Origin of the sequence: Halobacterium sp. DL1 (assembly GCA_000230955.3) — an archaeon.
Taxonomy (GTDB): Archaea; Halobacteriota; Halobacteria; order Halobacteriales; family Halobacteriaceae; genus Halobacterium.
Genome location: CP007060.1, coordinates 1539869 through 1554291, shown reverse-complemented (window position 1 = coordinate 1554291; position 14423 = coordinate 1539869). Strand labels below are relative to the sequence as shown.

Below are 14423 nucleotides of genomic sequence, written 5' to 3'. Positions count from 1 at the left end.
GCTCGGCGACGAACAGGGCGTATGACCGAGGACGCGCCGGAAGGCGAGGGGACACTCTACCTCTGTTGGCCCGACGGACTGCGGCCGCCAGACCCGGAGGTTCCCGACGAGTTCGCGCTCCGGAAGAGCCGGTTGGCGGGCCGCGACAGGGCGGCGGTCCTCGACCTCGTCGAGGCGGGCGGGTGGGCGGTCGACGACGAGACCTTCGACGCCTTCCGCGACCGCGTGCTGCCCAACGGCTGCTTCGTGGCGGTCGAGCGCGCGACGAACGCCGTCGTCGGCACGTGTTCCGGCATCCACAATCCGGACGCCGGCGACCACTACTTCCCGTTCGGCGGCGAACTAGCTTATCTCGTCGTCGATCCGGCACACCGCAGGGAGGGACTCGGACGGGCGCTCGCTGCGGCGGCGACCCGGCGCCTGCTCGACGCCGGCTACCACAGCGTCCGCGTCGGCGTAGAATCCGACCGATTGCCAGCAGTACGACTCTCCCTCGACGCCGGCTACGCCCCGTTCCTGCTGGACGACACCGACGTCGGTCGCTGACGGAGCGTCTTCGACACACTCGGTCTCCCTTTCGACCCCGAGCGGAGCGTCCGGCCAGAGTGACTGCGGGCGACTCGAGTGCCCGACATCACGGCGACGTCAGTCGAACGCGTAGGTCATCCGCACGAGTTCCTCGGTACCGCCCTCCGGCACCTCGAACTCCGGGCCGAACACCTCGAAGCCGACGGACTCGTAGAACGGGACGAGGCCGTCCCGGCAGAGCAGAGAGACGCCCGGAGCGGACTGGAGGTCGGGGTGGTTCACGACTGCCTCCATCAGCGTCTCGCCGTGGCCGTCGTCGCGGTGGTCCGCGGCGACGATGAGATCGTAGAGGTTCGCGTAGTACTGGTAGTCGGTGAGGACGCGGGCGGCGGCGACCAGTTCACCGTCGGCTTCGATCCCGACGGCTACCTCGGTCTCCGTGAGCGCCTCACGGACGGTCGGTACGGTCCTGTCCGCCCACCACTCGTACTCCTCGTAGAGCGCAGTCAGCGCCGGGGCGTCGTCGGGTGTGAGGTCGCGGACGGTCGGCATCGGGTGATAGATGGTGGGTGCTGTGGAAGTCGATTACGGTGGTGTGTGGGGTGGTACCAGCCATCCCAAAATCGAGGTAGGGAAACCCTACCTGGTCAGTCGCAATCGCTGCTGTACGTCACAAGCTATTCATAGCGGTGTTGCAAAGTAGCGGCTATGACAGGTAGTCCCCGCCTGCGCGGACGGAAGGCGTTGCTCGCAGTCGCGCTGGCTGCGATGCTTGTGACGGCAGGTTGTACAGGCATCCTCGGCTCCGGCGGCGAGAGTGGCGGTAGCGGCGCACAGCTCGACAGCGTGCCCGCGAACGCCGAGTTCGTCGGCTACGTCGACGCCAGCGGAATGGTCGGCGACGACTCGCTGCGGACGCTCGCCAACACGGCCCTCGAGACCCAGGCCCAGACGTCCCAGTACTACGAGGGACCGGAGAGCGTCTCCGAGATGCTGGACACGCTTGAGGAGGAGTCCGGACTCGACCCCCAGAAGTTCAACGACGTGACGTTCTTCGGGTCGCCCGGCGACACCGTGGCGACGAACGCCGAGCAGGCCGGCATGATCGTCACCACGGAGTTCTCCGAGGACGAGATCATCTCCTCGATGGAGGAGTCCGGCACCGAACTCGCCGAGGAGTCCTACGGCGACACGACCGTGTACACGTACGGCTTCGAGAACCAGAACGCGGTCGCGGCGCTCGGTGACGGCACGTTCGCACTCGGCGACACGGCCGCAGTGAAGAGCGTCGTCGACGTGGAGTCCGGCGACGCAGACGCACTCAGCGGCGAACTGCGCTCGGAGTACAAGGACACGGACGACGGCTACGTCCGCTTCGCCATGAACGTCCCACAGGAGCAGATTCCGAGCGAACAGCTCGGGGCGAACTCTCCGCTCGACACGAGCGCGTTCAACACCGTCCAGTTCGTCTCCGGGTCGTTCTCGACGTCCGGTGACAGCGTCACCGCGAACGTCAACATGGTCAGCGAGTCCAGCGGGGACGCCTCCCGGACCGCGGACCTCGTCGACGGGGCCCTCTCCATCTAGTCGGGCGTCGGCAACGAGCAGATTCGGTCCACTCTGGAGAAGCTCTCCGTCTCCCAGAACGGCGACACCACGACAGTCTCGTTCACCGACAACGTCGAGAACCTCCAGGAGCTCGTCGAGACGATGTACACGATGAACGCGGGCGCCTCCGCGACGGCGAGCGGGAGCGCCTCGGACGCATAGATGGATTTCTCGTCCCTGCTCGGCAAGGAGCTGACGTGGGGGCGGCACAAGATTCTCGCGCTGTTCGCTATCCTCGTGGTGCTCCCTGCGGTGTTCGCGTACGCGACCTTCGGCTTCCAGCACGTGCTCCCGACGGACACGCCGATAGCTATCGCGCCCCAGACCGCCGCAGTGACCGAGGACGACCTCAACATCGCGACGGCGGCGGTGACCGTCTTCAGCGACCCGCAAACGTTCACGACGCAGTCGTCGGCGATGCACGCACTCGCCCGCGAGCAGGTGTATGCCGTCGTTACGGTGCCGCCGAACCTCACGGACGGGTCGCTCGGCACCGCGCAGTTCGGGGTGTACGTCGACGGGAGCGTCGTCCCGTACCTCACCCCCGCCCAGGCCATCGAGAACATCGTCGCCTACGGCCTCGACGGGACCCTCCCGCGGGAGGTGGAGGTGACGAGACACGTCGTCGGGACGGAGTACTCGCTGTCGTCGTACCTTGTGCCGACGTTCGTACTCACGCTCGTCGCGCTCGTGGCGCTGGTCTACTTCCCGTACACGTTCGACTCCGAGGCCGCGGTTCTCGACCGCCTGCGCGTGGAGACGTCGCTGCACGCCGTGGTCGCGAGCAAACTCGCGTTCTTCGCCGCGCTGCTGATCGTCCCGCTGGCGGTGTTCGACCTGATGAGCATCTACATGGGCGCCGGCGTCCAGGTCCTCGGCGTCGGCACCGTCGTCGTCACACTGCTGACCTTCCTGTTGCTCGCGCTGACAGCGGCGACGGTGATGTTGCTCGTCGGCTTCGGGGCCTGGGGGCGCATCGTGAACCTCCTCGTCCTGCTGTTCGTGCTCGGCTTCTCGGGGTTCGCGTACCCGGTGGGGTTCTTCTCGCCGGCGCGGCGGTGGCTGGTCCGCCACGTCCCGACGCACTACGCGGCCATCTCGACCAGGGGGTTCGTGTTGCGTGACGACCCCATCGGCCTGTACGCCGACTGGCTGCTCGGTCTCGCTGCCGCCGTCGTGGTCGCGGCGCTGGCGTTCGCTGGCGCGGTTGAACTGTACGAACGGAGGGCCTGATGCTCGAAGCATACAATCTCGGGAAGACGTACGACGGAACGACCGCCCTCGACGGCGTGAGCGTCGCGTTCGGGGAGGGACTGCACTGCGTCGCTGGCCCAAACGGCTCTGGGAAGACGACCCTGATGCGACTGTTCGCGGGTCTCACCCGCCCGGACTCGGGCAGCGTCTCGACCCCCGACTCGCTGGGTTACGCCTTCCAGGTGCCCAACGTCTACCCCGAACTGACGGTCCGGGAGAACCTCGACGTGTTCGCGTCGCTGACCGGCGCGAGCGCGTCCTGGCGGGAGACGCTGGTCACGCGACTGCGACTCGGACCGGAGCGTGACCGGGCGGCGACCGACCTCTCGGGCGGGTTCCGGAAGAAACTCGACCTCGCGCTCGCGCTCCTGAAGCGCCCCGACGCGCTCATCCTCGACGAACCGCTGGCGGACCTCGACCCAGCCACTCGTCGCCGTCTCGTCGCCGTCGCCACGGAGTACGCCGACGACCACTGCGTCCTCGCGTGCACGCACAACCTCGCGGCGTTCCGCGACGAGTACGAGACGCTGACGGTGCTCGTCGACGGCCGAATCCGGAGAGAGTGGACTCGGGAGGAGTTGACGACCGGCCCCGCCAGCGCGTACGACGGACTGTTGGCAGAGCTACAATCTCAGCGGGGCAACGGTTTTTAGCACTGGCCACCCATCCTCTACCATGGTCGAGGCGACAGAGCGGGACGACATGACCTGGTACCGCTGTGAGGGATGTGGTCTCATGTTCGACGATCAAGGAGACGCCCGCCAGCACGAGGAGAACTGCGACGGCGAGGGTCCCTCCTATCTGCAGTAGGCCAGGCTACGATTCGGGAAACAGTTCGTAGGAGTACTCGCCGATCTCGTCCTCCTCGAAGACGAACACCCGGCCGCGCGCCTCCTCCGGGTCGGCCGTCACTTCTATCGCGTAGCCGTCTACCTGGACTGTCACACCAGGGAACAGTTCCTCCTCCTCGCCCGGGTCCAGCAGGACGCGACCGACACCAGAGGACTCGAGGATGTCGTCGTGGGTCTTCAGGTCGTTGACGTAGACGAGAACGCCCTCCGTCTCGGAGGGGTCCGTGACGAGTACGTGGACGTCCTTGCCGGGTCGACATCTGACCGTCCCGTGGACCTTCTCGGGGACGCCGTTGTAGAACGTCCGGCGGCCGTCGGTGTACTCGACGTAGACGCCACCCTCGTCGAGCTCGACGCCGATGGTGCTCGGCGCGATGTCGTTGCGGGCGCTCATGACTGTGGGTTTTCGGCGTGACAGGAAAAGCCCGCCGTTTGCCCGCGAAGACCGGCCGTTGCCCCAAGCGCCAGTCGTAAGTACGACCCGTGGCAGGTTCACACATGGACGGCCGTGCAGTCGCACCAGCCGCGGGCACGGTGTTGAACGCGCTAGCGACCGGCGTCGGGAGCGCGTTCGCCATCGACTTCGACGTGACCGCGTCGGTATCCCTCGACCCGGACGCCAGCCGCGTGACCGGTGAGGTCGTCGACCACCCGGGCGCGGACACCGCGCTGGTCGAGCGCTGCGTCTCCCTCGTGACCGAGGAGTTCGGCGACGGCGAGGGCGGCACGGTCAGGACCGAGACGGAGATACCGCTGGCCTCGGGGCTGAAGAGTTCGAGCGCGGCGGCGAACGCGACGGTGCTCGCGACCCTCGACGCGCTCGGCCGCGCCGAGGAGGTCCAGCGCGTCGACGCGGCGCGAGTCGGCGTGCAAGCCGCACGCGAGACAGGCGTGACGGTCACAGGCGCGTTCGACGACGCCAGCGCGAGCATGCTCGGCGGCCTAACGATGACCGACAACGAGGCGGACGAACTGCTGTTCCGCGAAGAGGTGGAGTGGGACGCCGTCGTCTGGACGCCGCCCCGCCAGTCGTTCTCCGCGGATGCCGACGTGACCCGGTGCGAGCACGTCGCGCCGCTGGCCGAGCACGTCGCCGACCTCGCGGCACGCGGCCAGTACGGCACTGCGATGACGGTGAACGGACTGGCGTTCTGTGCGGCCCTCGACTTCCCGGCGGCGCCCATCGTGGACGCGCTCCCCCACGCAGACGGGGCGTCGCTGTCGGGCACGGGGCCGAGCTACGTCGCGGTCGGGGAGCGGGCGGCACTCAAGGAGGTGAAATCTGTATGGAACGAGAACCCGGGGACGGTCCGGCTGACGACGACGCGGCCGGACGGGGCCCGGACGACATGAGCCTGGACGAACTGCGCGCGGAGATCGAACAGATCGACCGCGAGATAGTCGACCTCATCGCGCGACGGACGTACGTCGCCGAGACCATCGCGGCCGTGAAGGACGAACGCGACATGGCGACCACCGACGAGTCCCAGGAGGAGGCCGTCATGGAGCGCGCCGGCCAGAACGCCGAAGCGTTCGACGTCGACCCGAATCTCGTGAAGGCCGTCTTCAGATTGCTCATCGAGTTGAACAAGGCCGAGCAGCGGGAGAGTCGGTAGCCGAAATCGGGAGTTTCGAGGCGTGTACTTGGCCACGATGGGTGGGACTTCTTCCGGTAGTGGCTCCATCGTTTCAGGGTTGGTGAGTGATTCGTTCCCGGGTCTGCCAGGTGGCCACGCTCGCCACCCAGTCGATGCGAAACGAGAATCAGGTTTCTGGAGGGATTCTTCCGACGAACGTCAATCGCTGCACACAGTCTGCTTCCCTACTCTCGCTTCCCTCGGAACACATCGTCGTAGGCCTCGTTTATCACCCGGACACCTTCTTTCGTGACGGTCATGATAGAGTGGTCCTTGATGCTGATGAGTCCGTCAGCGACTTTGTCGAGGAATTTTGCAGATTTGACAACTCCCCGGACTGGTATTTTCACTATCTCGAACGCCCGACGCGCGATCGATGAACCGGAATCTGGATCTGTCATCCGACTACACTTCGGTTATTGCCATGCGTAATCAGCCTGTGGGTAGACGCGACACTTCTAAATCGCACTCAGATCTCGCGGAATAGCGGGCGAAGCAGGTGAGGGACATTATGTCAAAATATCGAATTGACTATGTGCCATTTGGCATACCTCCTGCCCCGTGCTCCATAGTCCCGAACCCGGTCGACCTGGGCCGGTTCGAGATTCCCGTATACACCGGCTGCAACAACGATCAACGCGACTAAGACACCAATCGCCGTGTACGCTGCTTGGACACCAAAGACGAGGCCTACAACGGAGATTATCCCCCCGAACCCGGTCCATGGCATTCCCGCCCAGAATACCATCCACAGGAACCCACCTACAACTGCTACTGGAACGCATGCCCCGTAGAATATCGGAACCCAGAGAACCCGGGGCAAAGAGTTCTCAAGTCGGGTTTTTAGCAACTCCCCGACGTTCACGTCAGCAAGTTCCTGATTTGCTGGATTTCCATCAGTAGTCGAGGCCATTTCTACTCCCGTCGTTTGTGAACACCAAGTATAGTTGTTGGGGGCTGGCAGTTCGATGCATCGGATACGCAGACGAACAGGAGGTCGCTGGTCCTACTCGGCGTATCCGAAACTTCAGTCCGGTATCTGAACTAAGTCGAACAACGCGAGGCCAGTTAGAAGCGTACAGACCTTCAACCTGCGGAGTACCGTCAGTCCGAGGGCGATTCGGCATCGTCTGCAGTGATGGCTCCGACGGCTGCGTCCCCCTCGCTCGCCCGCGACTGTAACTTACCGGCGACGACAGTCAGGACGTAGATGCTGACGGCGACGAGGACGATGACGCCCCCTGCCGTCGCCTCGCCGTAGTAGGCGAATCCGATGCCGAGGAGGACGGCGAGTTCCGCGAGGGCGACCGAGACGAACAGCGACTCGGTGAAGCTCCGGGAGACCTGCGAGGCGCCCGCGACTGGCACGACGAGCATCGCCGCGACCAGGATGACGCCCATGATCTGCATCGCGCCGACGACGACCAGCGCCGTCAGCATCACCATCACGCGGTTGTACCACGAGACCGAGATGCCGGAGACCGCCGCTGCGGTCTCGTCGAAGGTCACGTAGAGCAACTGGTTGCGCGTGAGCGTGACCGTCGCGACGATGACGCCGAACAGGACGAGGAGAATCACTGCGTTCTCCGCGGAGACGGTCGAGAGGTTCCCGAACAGGTACTGGTTGACCCCAACGGCGAGTCCGCCGGCGTTGATGCTGATGAGCACCGTCCCGAGCGCGAACCCCGTCGAGAGGACGATGGCCATCGAGACGTCGTTGTAGGCGTCGGTCACCTCCGAGATGAACTCGATGAGAAGCGCCGCGATCATCGCGACGACCACGGCCGTCAGGTACGGCGAGACGCCGAGGTCGAGCACTGCGTTGAGGAACAATCCGACGGCGACGCCCGCAAACGCGGTGTGTGCCAGCGCGTCGCCGATGAGCGCGAGCTGTCGGTGGACGAGGAACGTGCCGATGAGCGGGGCCATCACGCCGATACAGAGCCCAACGAGGATGGCCCGGTGCATGAACCGGTACTGCAGGAGTTCGAGGCCGGTCGCCCCAGCGACCCAGAACAGCAGCTCCGACCACAGCGAGAGGAGCCAGTAGAGGGGCGCCAGGACGGAGTCCAGTACCCCGAGCTGTAACGCCACGATTAGGGCGTCGGTCATGCAGCATCACCGATGAGTGTCGCCGCGGTACCGAACGCGCGGCCGAGGGCGTCGCTCTCGACGAACGCGTCGGTCGGTCCGTCGAAGTAGATCTCGCGGTTGAGGCAGACGACGCGCTCGGCGTGGTTCGTGACCGCGCTCAGGTCGTGCTCGATGAGCAGTATCGTGATGCCGTCCTCGTTGAGCGATTCGAGCAGGTCGTAGAACGCGTCGACCGACTCGACGTCGACCCCGACGGTGGGTTCGTCGAGGACGAGGAGGTCGGCCTCGCTGGCGAGCGCTCGCGCGATGAACGCCCGCTGGCGCTGCCCGCCGGATAGCTGCGTCACGCGGCGGTTCGCGAACGCCGACATCCCGACCGTCTCCAGCGCCCGGTCGACGATTTCCCAGTCGCGGCCAGAGAGCCACCCGAAGCCGACGTGGGGGAACCGCCCCATCTTCACGACCTCGCGGACGGTGATGGGCATCTCCTTGGAGGCGCTGGCGTGCTGGGCGACGTAGCCGATGCGCGACCCGTCCTGGAAGGCGTGGGCGGGTTCGCCGAACAGGCGAGCGCTGCCGTCGTCTGGTCTGATGAGTCCCAGCATTAGCTTCATCAGCGTGGACTTGCCCGACCCGTTCGGCCCGACCATGGCGACGTACTCGCCGGCGTCCACCTGCAGAGAGATGTCTTCGACGACGGGCGTCGCGGTGTAGCCGAAGTCGACGCCAGCCAGTTCGACGACGGGCGCGTCCTCTGCCATCTGTTGAGCAGTTCCGGTCTGGGAACTCATTCGAAGTTCCTCCACTCCTCGTTCCACCCGTCGTAGCCGGCCTCCTCGGGCGGTTTGTTCCCGAGAACGACCTCGAAGGTGGGCATGTTGATGTTGTAGGCGATTTCCTCGTACCCCCAGTCCTCCTCGACCCACTCCTCACGGACGCCGGCGTAGGGGGTGACGGGGTAGTAGGCTTCGACCGACGTCTCGGCGACGAGTTGCTCGGCGGGTTTCCGGGTCTCGAAGACGCCGGCGCCGATGTACTCGATGCCGTTCTCGTCGATGACGCGCTTGGCCTCGGTGATGTCGGAGGGTTTGACATCACCGCTGGCGGCGAGGTTCACGACGAGCGGACGCATCCTGACGCCGTACCTGGCACCGATGTACTGAAACGCGTTGTGCGCGGCCAACTGGACGACGTCGCGGTCGGCGGCGTCGAAGATGGCCCGGTAGTCGCGGTCGATGCGGTCGAGAACGTCGCGCTTGTACGCCGCGGCGTTCTCCCGGAACGTCGACTCGTGGTCCGGCGCGAGTTCGACGAACCCCTCGGTGATGTTGTCGACAGACTGCTTCGCGCGGGTGGGGTCGAGCCAGAAGTGGGGGTCCTTCCCGCGGCCGTCGCCGACGCCCTCCTCGTCGGGGTCGAGACTGGCGGCGAGGTCGACGAGTTCGACGTTCTCGCGGACGTTGATGAGTTGCGTATCGACGTCGTCGTCCTTCAGCGTCTGTATCGCCCTGTCGGCCCAGGGCTGGAACTCCGGCCCGACGTGGACGAACGCGTCGGCCTCGATGATGTCCCTCGTGATGCTCGCGTTCGGCTCCCAGCCGTGCCCGTGGAGTCCGGTCGGAATCAGGTTGCGGACCGTGACCGGCGTGCCGTCTGCGATCTTCCGGCCGAAGTCGTAGAAGCTGAAGAAGGATGCGACGGCGACGGGCCCGTCCCCTGATTCTCCGGGGTCGGTTCCGCTCGCCAGACCGCCGAGGCAGCCAGCGAGCCCCGTGGCGAGGACGCCCGACCCGGCGAGGAGGACGTCCCTCCTCGAGACGGGTGGGGGCGTCTTCGCTCGAGTCCTGTTGGTCATTGTCAGTCGATAGTAGTCGACCCGAATATGATAATGCTATCGGTCTAACTAAGAAGTTAGATGAGTCTAAAAAATGTCGTTCGCTGGGTGACCAAAGACGGATTTTCTTCCGCTGCGGACGACACGTGACCGGGCAGGTCCAGCGGAGCGAGCGATAATAGCACACGGAATCACGCGTTCCGACACCTCCACTAGCGGTCGGTGCTCTCCGCATCATCGTTATCGTCCGCCAGCGCGAATGTGCAGATATGCCAGTCGTACAGTGCAACGGCGCGGACCTCTACTACGAGGACCACGGGGAGGGGAAACCAATCGTCTTCCTCCACGGGGGGCGGCGGGACTCCGGTACTTCGAACCCCAGCTGACGGCGCTGTCGGACGAGTACCGGGCGCTGGCCTTCGACTTCAGGGGACAGGGCCGGTCGGAGAAAACGGAGTTGGGGCACACTCTCCCTCAGTACGCACTGGACCTCCACACGTTCCTGGATTCACTCGACCTCCGTGACGTCGTTCTGGTCGGGTGGTCGATGGGGGCGATCGTCTCGTGGGAGTACGTCGACCAGTTCGGCACCGACCGGACACGGGCGCTCGTCGACGTCGACATGGAACCGTCGCCGTTGAAACGCGAGGACTACGACCACGGGAGTTACACCGTTGAGGACCTCAGAGACGCCCTCGTCGCCATCCAGACTGACCCCGTCGGCCTCACTCAACGGAGCATCACGGAACTGGTCAAAGACCCACCGTCCCGGGAGCTACGAACCACGATGTTCGACGAGGACTCCCGGACGCCACCGCTGGTCCAGAGCGCGTTGCTACTCGAACTGCTCCGGGATTACCGGGACGTGCTCCCCGATATCGACGTCCCGACGCTGGTCTGTGCGGGCGCCGACGAGAAGTGGCGGACTGTCGCTTCCGTCGAGTACGCCGCGGAACTAATTCCGGACGCCCAGTTCGAACTGTTCGAGGAGAGTGGCCACTGCATCACGCTCGAGCAACCAGCACGGTTCAACCAGGTGCTGAGCGAGTTCGTCGAGTCGCTGTGAACAGTTCGACTCACTCCCGCGAAGCGGCAGACGTCTCCGCTCACACGAGCAACAGTACGACTGTGTAACTCGCCGTCCCAGCGAGAAACGCCCAGAACCGGCTCTCGCGCTTCTCCGGGAGTTCCTCCTTGATGACGTTGAGCACGACGCCGCCGGCGAGGAACGCGAGCATGAGGCTCAACACGACCGCCGGGACGTCGACGAGGAAGCCGGCGAACAATCCGAAGAAGACGGCGGCGGAGAGAATCCACCGGCCGTAGTGGGAGTACGCTGTTTTGTGGTGTTCGCGGAGGCCGTAGTCGTTCACGACGAAGTGCAGCGCCATCGCCGTGAAGTACAGCAGCAGGCTGACCGTGCCCGCTTCCTCTCTGTGCAACAGGAGGTAGCCGATGAGCGCGTTGTACGCCGCGAACGAGGCGATGTGGATCCAGAACACCGGCTCTGTCGTCTCCGTCTCCGCCTTCCCCTCGACGTCGTCGGTGCCGGTCTCCGCGTGGGACTTGACGGCTAGCCGTTCGAGGCCGTAGAAGACGGCGAACCCCGCGAGAGCGACCAGGAAGAGCGCTCGCTCGGTGGCCGCGAGGCCGGGGACGTTCATCGCCCGGGCGTGCTCCGCGAGTTCTGCCTGGTGTTCCGTTATCTCGGGGAGCAGGTGGACGAACACGTACGCGACGGAGACGCCGCCCGCGACGGAGAGCGTCCGACTACGGGGAACAGACCGGAGAAACCGGAGCTTCCCGGCGAAGAAGTGGGCGGCCGCCAGTCCGCCGGCGAGGAGGACACCGGCGACTGGCGAGGTCATCACGTAAAATTCGGCTGTGCCGAGCAAAAGTGTGTTGGGCCCGAGCGCTCAGGGGAGGGTCTCAAGGAACTGCTCGGGGTCGTCGTGGAAACAGTCGCCGACGACGACGGCGTCGGCGCCGGCGTCCAGAATCTCCTCGGTCTGTTCGTGGGTCTCGATACCGCCGCCGTAGAACAGTACGGTGTCGTCTAGATAGTTCGCCGCCGCCTCGACGTCCTCGGGCCCGCCGTAGGTGCCGGAGTACTCGACGTAGAAGATGGGGAAGTCGTAGAACGACTCTGTGGCGAGCGCCGCGCCGGCGACCTGGTCCGTGGTGTACGCCTCGTCGACGCCGGACTCCGTTGCGGCCTTCGAGTCGAGATTCTGCACGATGTAGCCCTCGGGCAGAATCTTCTCGGAGAGCTGTGCGACGGCGTCCCGGCCCTTCGACGCGATGACCTCGCCGACGACCGGGAGGCCGGCGCCGAGGGTCTCCTGGGGTTTCGCCGCGATCTCGGTGAAGAACTCGACGTGCTTGGCGACGAAGTTGTCGCGGTCGCCGTTGTACACCGCCGGAATCGAGAGGTAGTCCACGGCGTCGATGGTCTCCGAGGAGACGTGGCCCGAACTGTACGGTTCCTGAAACACCGGCAGGTCGGGGAGCGCTCGGCGAATCCGCTCGATGGCGTCGAGGGAGTTGGCCTCCGTGACGCCGTCGGAGCCGCCGACAATGACGAGGTCGGTGTGGTCCAGGATGTCGAGGTTCGTCGGCAGGTCCTCCGCTGGGTCCACCTTCGTGACGTGCGTGATGTCGCTCCAGTCGATGGACATGGTGTCGGAGTCGAGATATTGGGTTATGATTCCTCCGGAACGGTGGGGCTATCACCGTGCGGCGACTCGAGCGAGCGCTCTGTCAGTACTCCCAGCGCCTCGCAACCCGCGACTCGACGTCTGAGTGCGCGTCTTGCAGCTTCTCCACGTCGGTCTCACCGTCCACGTTGACGACGTGGACCTCGCCGCGCCGCCCGCCGTAGGCGTCGTGGAAGTCGTAGACGACGCCGACGATGTCGGTGGCTTCCGGGACGTCGTCGCTGTCCAGTAGCGCGTCGACCTGCCGGTCGACGTTGTACTCCACCAAGTGGTTGATGGCTTCCTCGCGGTCCAGGTCCGGCGGGAGCAGTTCGACGCCGTCCTCGAGGTGAGGCGCCAGCAGTTCGATGCAGTGCTCGATGCCCGGCGGCTCCGAGAGCCCGTCGGTCAGGTGGTCGTACGTCGCCGTGACTGCGCCACAGCCAGTGTGGCCGACGACGACGGCGGTGTCCGTCCCCGTGTGTTCGAGCGGGTAGAGCACGTCCCCAGAGACGACGGTCCCGTCGTCCGTCCGCTGGACGACGCGGTTCCCGATGTTGCTGCACGTGAAGAGGTGGCCGGGTTCGTCGTTCCCCCAGACGTGGTCCTGGAGGACCCGGGAGTCCGAGCAGGAGACAGTGACCGCTTCCGGGTGCTGTGCGTCCTGGACGCCGTCGAACCGGTCGTGGAAGGAGGCCGCGTGTTCGGCGTTGCGTTCCAGCATCTCGACGACAGTCGGATTCATCGTTCGGAGAAGAGTTCTGTGTCGAGTGCTTTGTGTCTGGTGGAAGGCCCCAGGTGGGCCCGTTCAGACGAGGCGGTCCGCGATGCCCGCGGCGACAGGGACTCGTGGCGTCTCCCCACTGTACGCGCGGACCATGAGGTAGAGCCAGAGGACGAACCCTGCGAGGAAGACGCCGAACCACAACAGGGAGAGGAACAGCGAGAGCAGGCCGAAGACGAGGGCCCCCGCACCGCCACCGAGGGCTCCAGTCGTGAGAACCGTACTGAGGACGCTCACACCGACACTGACCAGGAGGAGACCTCCGAACACGACGATGCTCTGGGCGGCGTGGAACCGGACGAACTCGTTGTCGCGCTCTATCGCGACGAAGAGTATCCCGGTGAGTGCGCCGAGGAGGTAGGAGAGCGCGCCGGCGACGTTCTCGTCGAGGCCGGTTTCGGATTCTCCCAGTTCTGTTCGGTAGTCGTCCTCGTGTCTCGCGTCGTCGACCGCGTCAGCAGCGTCGGTAGCCATAATGTTACACCAAAAACAGGTACGCTTTCTGAGTATAAGTACGGGGACAGCAGGATGCTGGCGCTGTACGACCCAGAATCGGTACAGATAGTCACTAGATAGAGGCCACCCGTTGCGGAGAGACCACCGCTGGTTTTTTCGCCCGCGTCGCCAGTGACGAGGTATGCACAGTGCCGTCGCTTCCCTCATCGCCGAGTCAGACTCGACCCACGCGGTCCGCGAGTTCGACGTGGCGCCCGAGGACCTCGACCCGACCGCCGATGGCTGGACGGCGGCGGGCGCGGTCGTCTGGAACCCGCGCGGGGAGGCGGCGTTCGTGGAGACCGAGTGGAGCGATGGCTGGGTGCTGCCCGGTGGAGGCGTGGAGGCCGGCGAGTCGTTCGCGGAGGCCGCAGCGCGGGAAGTCCGTGAGGAGACCGGTCTCGATGCGGACATCCGCCGGCCGGTACGCGTCGAGGAGCAGGTGTTCCGCGCTGGCGAGGAAAGCGTGCGGGGCTGGTTCGTGGCGTTCGCGGCGCGCACCGACCAGACCGAGTTCGGCGACGACCTCGGCGAGCACGACGACGAGATAGCGGCCACCGCGTGGTTCAGCGAGCCACCCGCGGACACCGAGCAGTTCGTGGACGCCGAGGCGTTGCTCCGGGACTGCCGACTCGACTGACC

Annotated in this window: 19 protein-coding genes and 1 pseudogene; 9 read left to right on the top strand and 11 right to left on the bottom strand. The window is 65.5% G+C overall.

What is annotated here, in order from left to right:
• Nucleotides 1-21: 21 nt before the first annotated feature.
• On the top strand, nucleotides 22-546 hold the full coding sequence (locus HALDL1_09705; protein AHG05273.1) for a hypothetical protein: 525 nt from the start codon (nucleotides 22-24) through the stop codon (nucleotides 544-546).
• 99 nt (nucleotides 547-645) lie between these two features.
• On the opposite strand, the gene HALDL1_09700 is transcribed toward HALDL1_09705, so the two are convergent.
• The gene (locus tag HALDL1_09700) at nucleotides 646-1080 is read right to left on the bottom strand and encodes a GCN5 family acetyltransferase (GenBank protein AHG03843.1); all 435 of its coding nucleotides are present in this window, start codon (nucleotides 1078-1080) and stop codon (nucleotides 646-648) included.
• A gap of 222 nt (nucleotides 1081-1302) precedes the next feature.
• Between HALDL1_09700 and HALDL1_09695 the strand changes: the two genes are divergently transcribed.
• Nucleotides 1303-2115 (top strand): hypothetical protein, encoded by an 813-nt coding sequence (locus tag HALDL1_09695; GenBank protein ID AHG05272.1) that lies wholly within the window; start codon nucleotides 1303-1305, stop codon nucleotides 2113-2115.
• Here the strand turns inward: HALDL1_09695 and HALDL1_09690 are convergent.
• Nucleotides 2112-2324, bottom strand: coding sequence for a hypothetical protein (locus HALDL1_09690; GenBank protein AHG05271.1), 213 nt, complete (start codon nucleotides 2322-2324; stop codon nucleotides 2112-2114). The two genes, HALDL1_09695 and HALDL1_09690, sit on opposite strands and share 4 nt — an antisense overlap.
• Between HALDL1_09690 and HALDL1_09685 the strand changes: the two genes are divergently transcribed.
• The 3 genes from HALDL1_09685 to HALDL1_09675 are packed head-to-tail and all read left to right on the top strand — an operon-like array spanning nucleotide 2299 to nucleotide 4200.
• The gene (locus HALDL1_09685) at nucleotides 2299-3369 is read left to right on the top strand and encodes an ABC transporter (protein ID AHG03842.1); all 1071 of its coding nucleotides are present in this window, start codon (nucleotides 2299-2301) and stop codon (nucleotides 3367-3369) included. The two genes, HALDL1_09690 and HALDL1_09685, sit on opposite strands and share 26 nt — an antisense overlap.
• Nucleotides 3369-4043: an ABC transporter gene (locus HALDL1_09680; protein ID AHG03841.1), complete on the top strand. Its 675-nt coding sequence runs from the start codon at nucleotides 3369-3371 to the stop codon at nucleotides 4041-4043. The genes HALDL1_09685 and HALDL1_09680 overlap by 1 nt, the downstream gene beginning before the upstream one ends.
• A 22-nt stretch (nucleotides 4044-4065) precedes the next feature.
• Nucleotides 4066-4200 carry a hypothetical protein gene (locus HALDL1_09675; protein AHG03840.1) on the top strand — a complete coding sequence of 45 codons (135 nt, stop codon included), beginning with the start codon at nucleotides 4066-4068 and terminating at the stop codon, nucleotides 4198-4200.
• Between the two features lie 6 nt (nucleotides 4201-4206).
• On the opposite strand, the gene HALDL1_09670 is transcribed toward HALDL1_09675, so the two are convergent.
• Nucleotides 4207-4635 carry a hypothetical protein gene (locus HALDL1_09670; protein AHG03839.1) on the bottom strand — a complete coding sequence of 143 codons (429 nt, stop codon included), beginning with the start codon at nucleotides 4633-4635 and terminating at the stop codon, nucleotides 4207-4209.
• Nucleotides 4636-4739: 104 nt separating this feature from the next.
• Between HALDL1_09670 and HALDL1_09665 the strand changes: the two genes are divergently transcribed.
• Together HALDL1_09665 and HALDL1_09660 are read left to right on the top strand one after the other, a co-directional pair.
• Complete coding sequence (locus HALDL1_09665; GenBank protein AHG03838.1) at nucleotides 4740-5594, top strand: shikimate kinase; 855 nt, start codon at nucleotides 4740-4742, stop codon at nucleotides 5592-5594.
• The gene (locus tag HALDL1_09660) at nucleotides 5591-5857 is read left to right on the top strand and encodes a chorismate mutase (GenBank protein AHG03837.1); all 267 of its coding nucleotides are present in this window, start codon (nucleotides 5591-5593) and stop codon (nucleotides 5855-5857) included. Before HALDL1_09665 ends, HALDL1_09660 begins: the two co-directional genes overlap by 4 nt.
• Before the next feature lie 206 nt (nucleotides 5858-6063).
• Here HALDL1_09660 and HALDL1_09655 read toward each other — a convergent pair whose 3' ends face one another.
• From HALDL1_09655 to HALDL1_09640, 4 genes are all read right to left on the bottom strand, one after another.
• A complete protein-coding gene (locus tag HALDL1_09655; protein AHG05270.1) occupies nucleotides 6064-6279 on the bottom strand; it encodes a hypothetical protein in 216 nt (71 codons plus the stop codon).
• A gap of 703 nt (nucleotides 6280-6982) precedes the next feature.
• A complete protein-coding gene (locus HALDL1_09650; protein AHG03836.1) occupies nucleotides 6983-7990 on the bottom strand; it encodes an ABC transporter permease in 1008 nt (335 codons plus the stop codon).
• Nucleotides 7987-8778 carry an ABC transporter ATP-binding protein gene (locus HALDL1_09645; protein ID AHG03835.1) on the bottom strand — a complete coding sequence of 264 codons (792 nt, stop codon included), beginning with the start codon at nucleotides 8776-8778 and terminating at the stop codon, nucleotides 7987-7989. Before HALDL1_09645 ends, HALDL1_09650 begins: the two co-directional genes overlap by 4 nt.
• Nucleotides 8760-9827, bottom strand: a complete 1068-nt coding sequence (locus HALDL1_09640; GenBank protein AHG03834.1) for an adhesin — start codon at nucleotides 9825-9827, stop codon at nucleotides 8760-8762. The genes HALDL1_09645 and HALDL1_09640 overlap by 19 nt, the downstream gene beginning before the upstream one ends.
• Nucleotides 9828-10075: 248 nt before the next feature.
• On the opposite strand from HALDL1_09640, the pseudogene HALDL1_09635 reads away from it, so the two are divergent.
• Nucleotides 10076-10872 (top strand): annotated as a pseudogene (locus tag HALDL1_09635) (alpha/beta hydrolase).
• Nucleotides 10873-10912: 40 nt separating this feature from the next.
• Here HALDL1_09635 and HALDL1_09630 read toward each other — a convergent pair.
• The 4 genes from HALDL1_09630 to HALDL1_09615 form a co-directional block, all read right to left on the bottom strand.
• Entirely contained in the window at nucleotides 10913-11674 is a 762-nt protein-coding gene (locus HALDL1_09630; protein ID AHG03833.1) for a membrane protein, read from the bottom strand.
• A gap of 48 nt (nucleotides 11675-11722) precedes the next feature.
• Nucleotides 11723-12484: a geranylgeranylglyceryl phosphate synthase gene (locus HALDL1_09625; protein ID AHG03832.1), complete on the bottom strand. Its 762-nt coding sequence runs from the start codon at nucleotides 12482-12484 to the stop codon at nucleotides 11723-11725.
• A gap of 82 nt (nucleotides 12485-12566) precedes the next feature.
• The gene (locus HALDL1_09620; protein AHG03831.1) at nucleotides 12567-13247 is read right to left on the bottom strand and encodes an IcfA; all 681 of its coding nucleotides are present in this window, start codon (nucleotides 13245-13247) and stop codon (nucleotides 12567-12569) included.
• Nucleotides 13248-13310: 63 nt separating this feature from the next.
• Nucleotides 13311-13697: a membrane protein gene (locus HALDL1_09615; GenBank protein ID AHG03830.1), complete on the bottom strand. Its 387-nt coding sequence runs from the start codon at nucleotides 13695-13697 to the stop codon at nucleotides 13311-13313.
• A 226-nt stretch (nucleotides 13698-13923) separates the two neighbouring features.
• On the opposite strand from HALDL1_09615, the gene HALDL1_09610 reads away from it, so the two are divergent.
• Nucleotides 13924-14421, top strand: a complete 498-nt coding sequence (locus HALDL1_09610; GenBank protein AHG03829.1) for an NUDIX hydrolase — start codon at nucleotides 13924-13926, stop codon at nucleotides 14419-14421.
• Nucleotides 14422-14423: the final 2 nt, after the last annotated feature.

What these genes read in the sequence shown, in the direction of transcription:
- HALDL1_09660 (AHG03837.1), top strand. Translation starts at nt 5,591, where the DNA reads ATGAGCCTGGACGAACTGCGCGCGGAGATCGAACAGATCGACCGCGAG.
- HALDL1_09655 (AHG05270.1), bottom strand. Translation starts at nt 6,279, where the DNA reads ATGACAGATCCAGATTCCGGTTCATCGATCGCGCGTCGGGCGTTCGAG.
- HALDL1_09685 (AHG03842.1), top strand. Translation starts at nt 2,299, where the DNA reads ATGGATTTCTCGTCCCTGCTCGGCAAGGAGCTGACGTGGGGGCGGCAC.
- HALDL1_09640 (AHG03834.1), bottom strand. Translation starts at nt 9,827, where the DNA reads ATGACCAACAGGACTCGAGCGAAGACGCCCCCACCCGTCTCGAGGAGG.
- HALDL1_09665 (AHG03838.1), top strand. Translation starts at nt 4,740, where the DNA reads ATGGACGGCCGTGCAGTCGCACCAGCCGCGGGCACGGTGTTGAACGCG.
- HALDL1_09705 (AHG05273.1), top strand. Translation starts at nt 22, where the DNA reads ATGACCGAGGACGCGCCGGAAGGCGAGGGGACACTCTACCTCTGTTGG.
- HALDL1_09620 (AHG03831.1), bottom strand. Translation starts at nt 13,247, where the DNA reads ATGAATCCGACTGTCGTCGAGATGCTGGAACGCAACGCCGAACACGCG.
- HALDL1_09670 (AHG03839.1), bottom strand. Translation starts at nt 4,635, where the DNA reads ATGAGCGCCCGCAACGACATCGCGCCGAGCACCATCGGCGTCGAGCTC.
- HALDL1_09680 (AHG03841.1), top strand. Translation starts at nt 3,369, where the DNA reads ATGCTCGAAGCATACAATCTCGGGAAGACGTACGACGGAACGACCGCC.
- HALDL1_09675 (AHG03840.1), top strand. Translation starts at nt 4,066, where the DNA reads ATGGTCGAGGCGACAGAGCGGGACGACATGACCTGGTACCGCTGTGAG.
- HALDL1_09625 (AHG03832.1), bottom strand. Translation starts at nt 12,484, where the DNA reads ATGTCCATCGACTGGAGCGACATCACGCACGTCACGAAGGTGGACCCA.
- HALDL1_09630 (AHG03833.1), bottom strand. Translation starts at nt 11,674, where the DNA reads ATGACCTCGCCAGTCGCCGGTGTCCTCCTCGCCGGCGGACTGGCGGCC.
- HALDL1_09650 (AHG03836.1), bottom strand. Translation starts at nt 7,990, where the DNA reads ATGACCGACGCCCTAATCGTGGCGTTACAGCTCGGGGTACTGGACTCC.
- HALDL1_09610 (AHG03829.1), top strand. Translation starts at nt 13,924, where the DNA reads ATGCACAGTGCCGTCGCTTCCCTCATCGCCGAGTCAGACTCGACCCAC.
- HALDL1_09700 (AHG03843.1), bottom strand. Translation starts at nt 1,080, where the DNA reads ATGCCGACCGTCCGCGACCTCACACCCGACGACGCCCCGGCGCTGACT.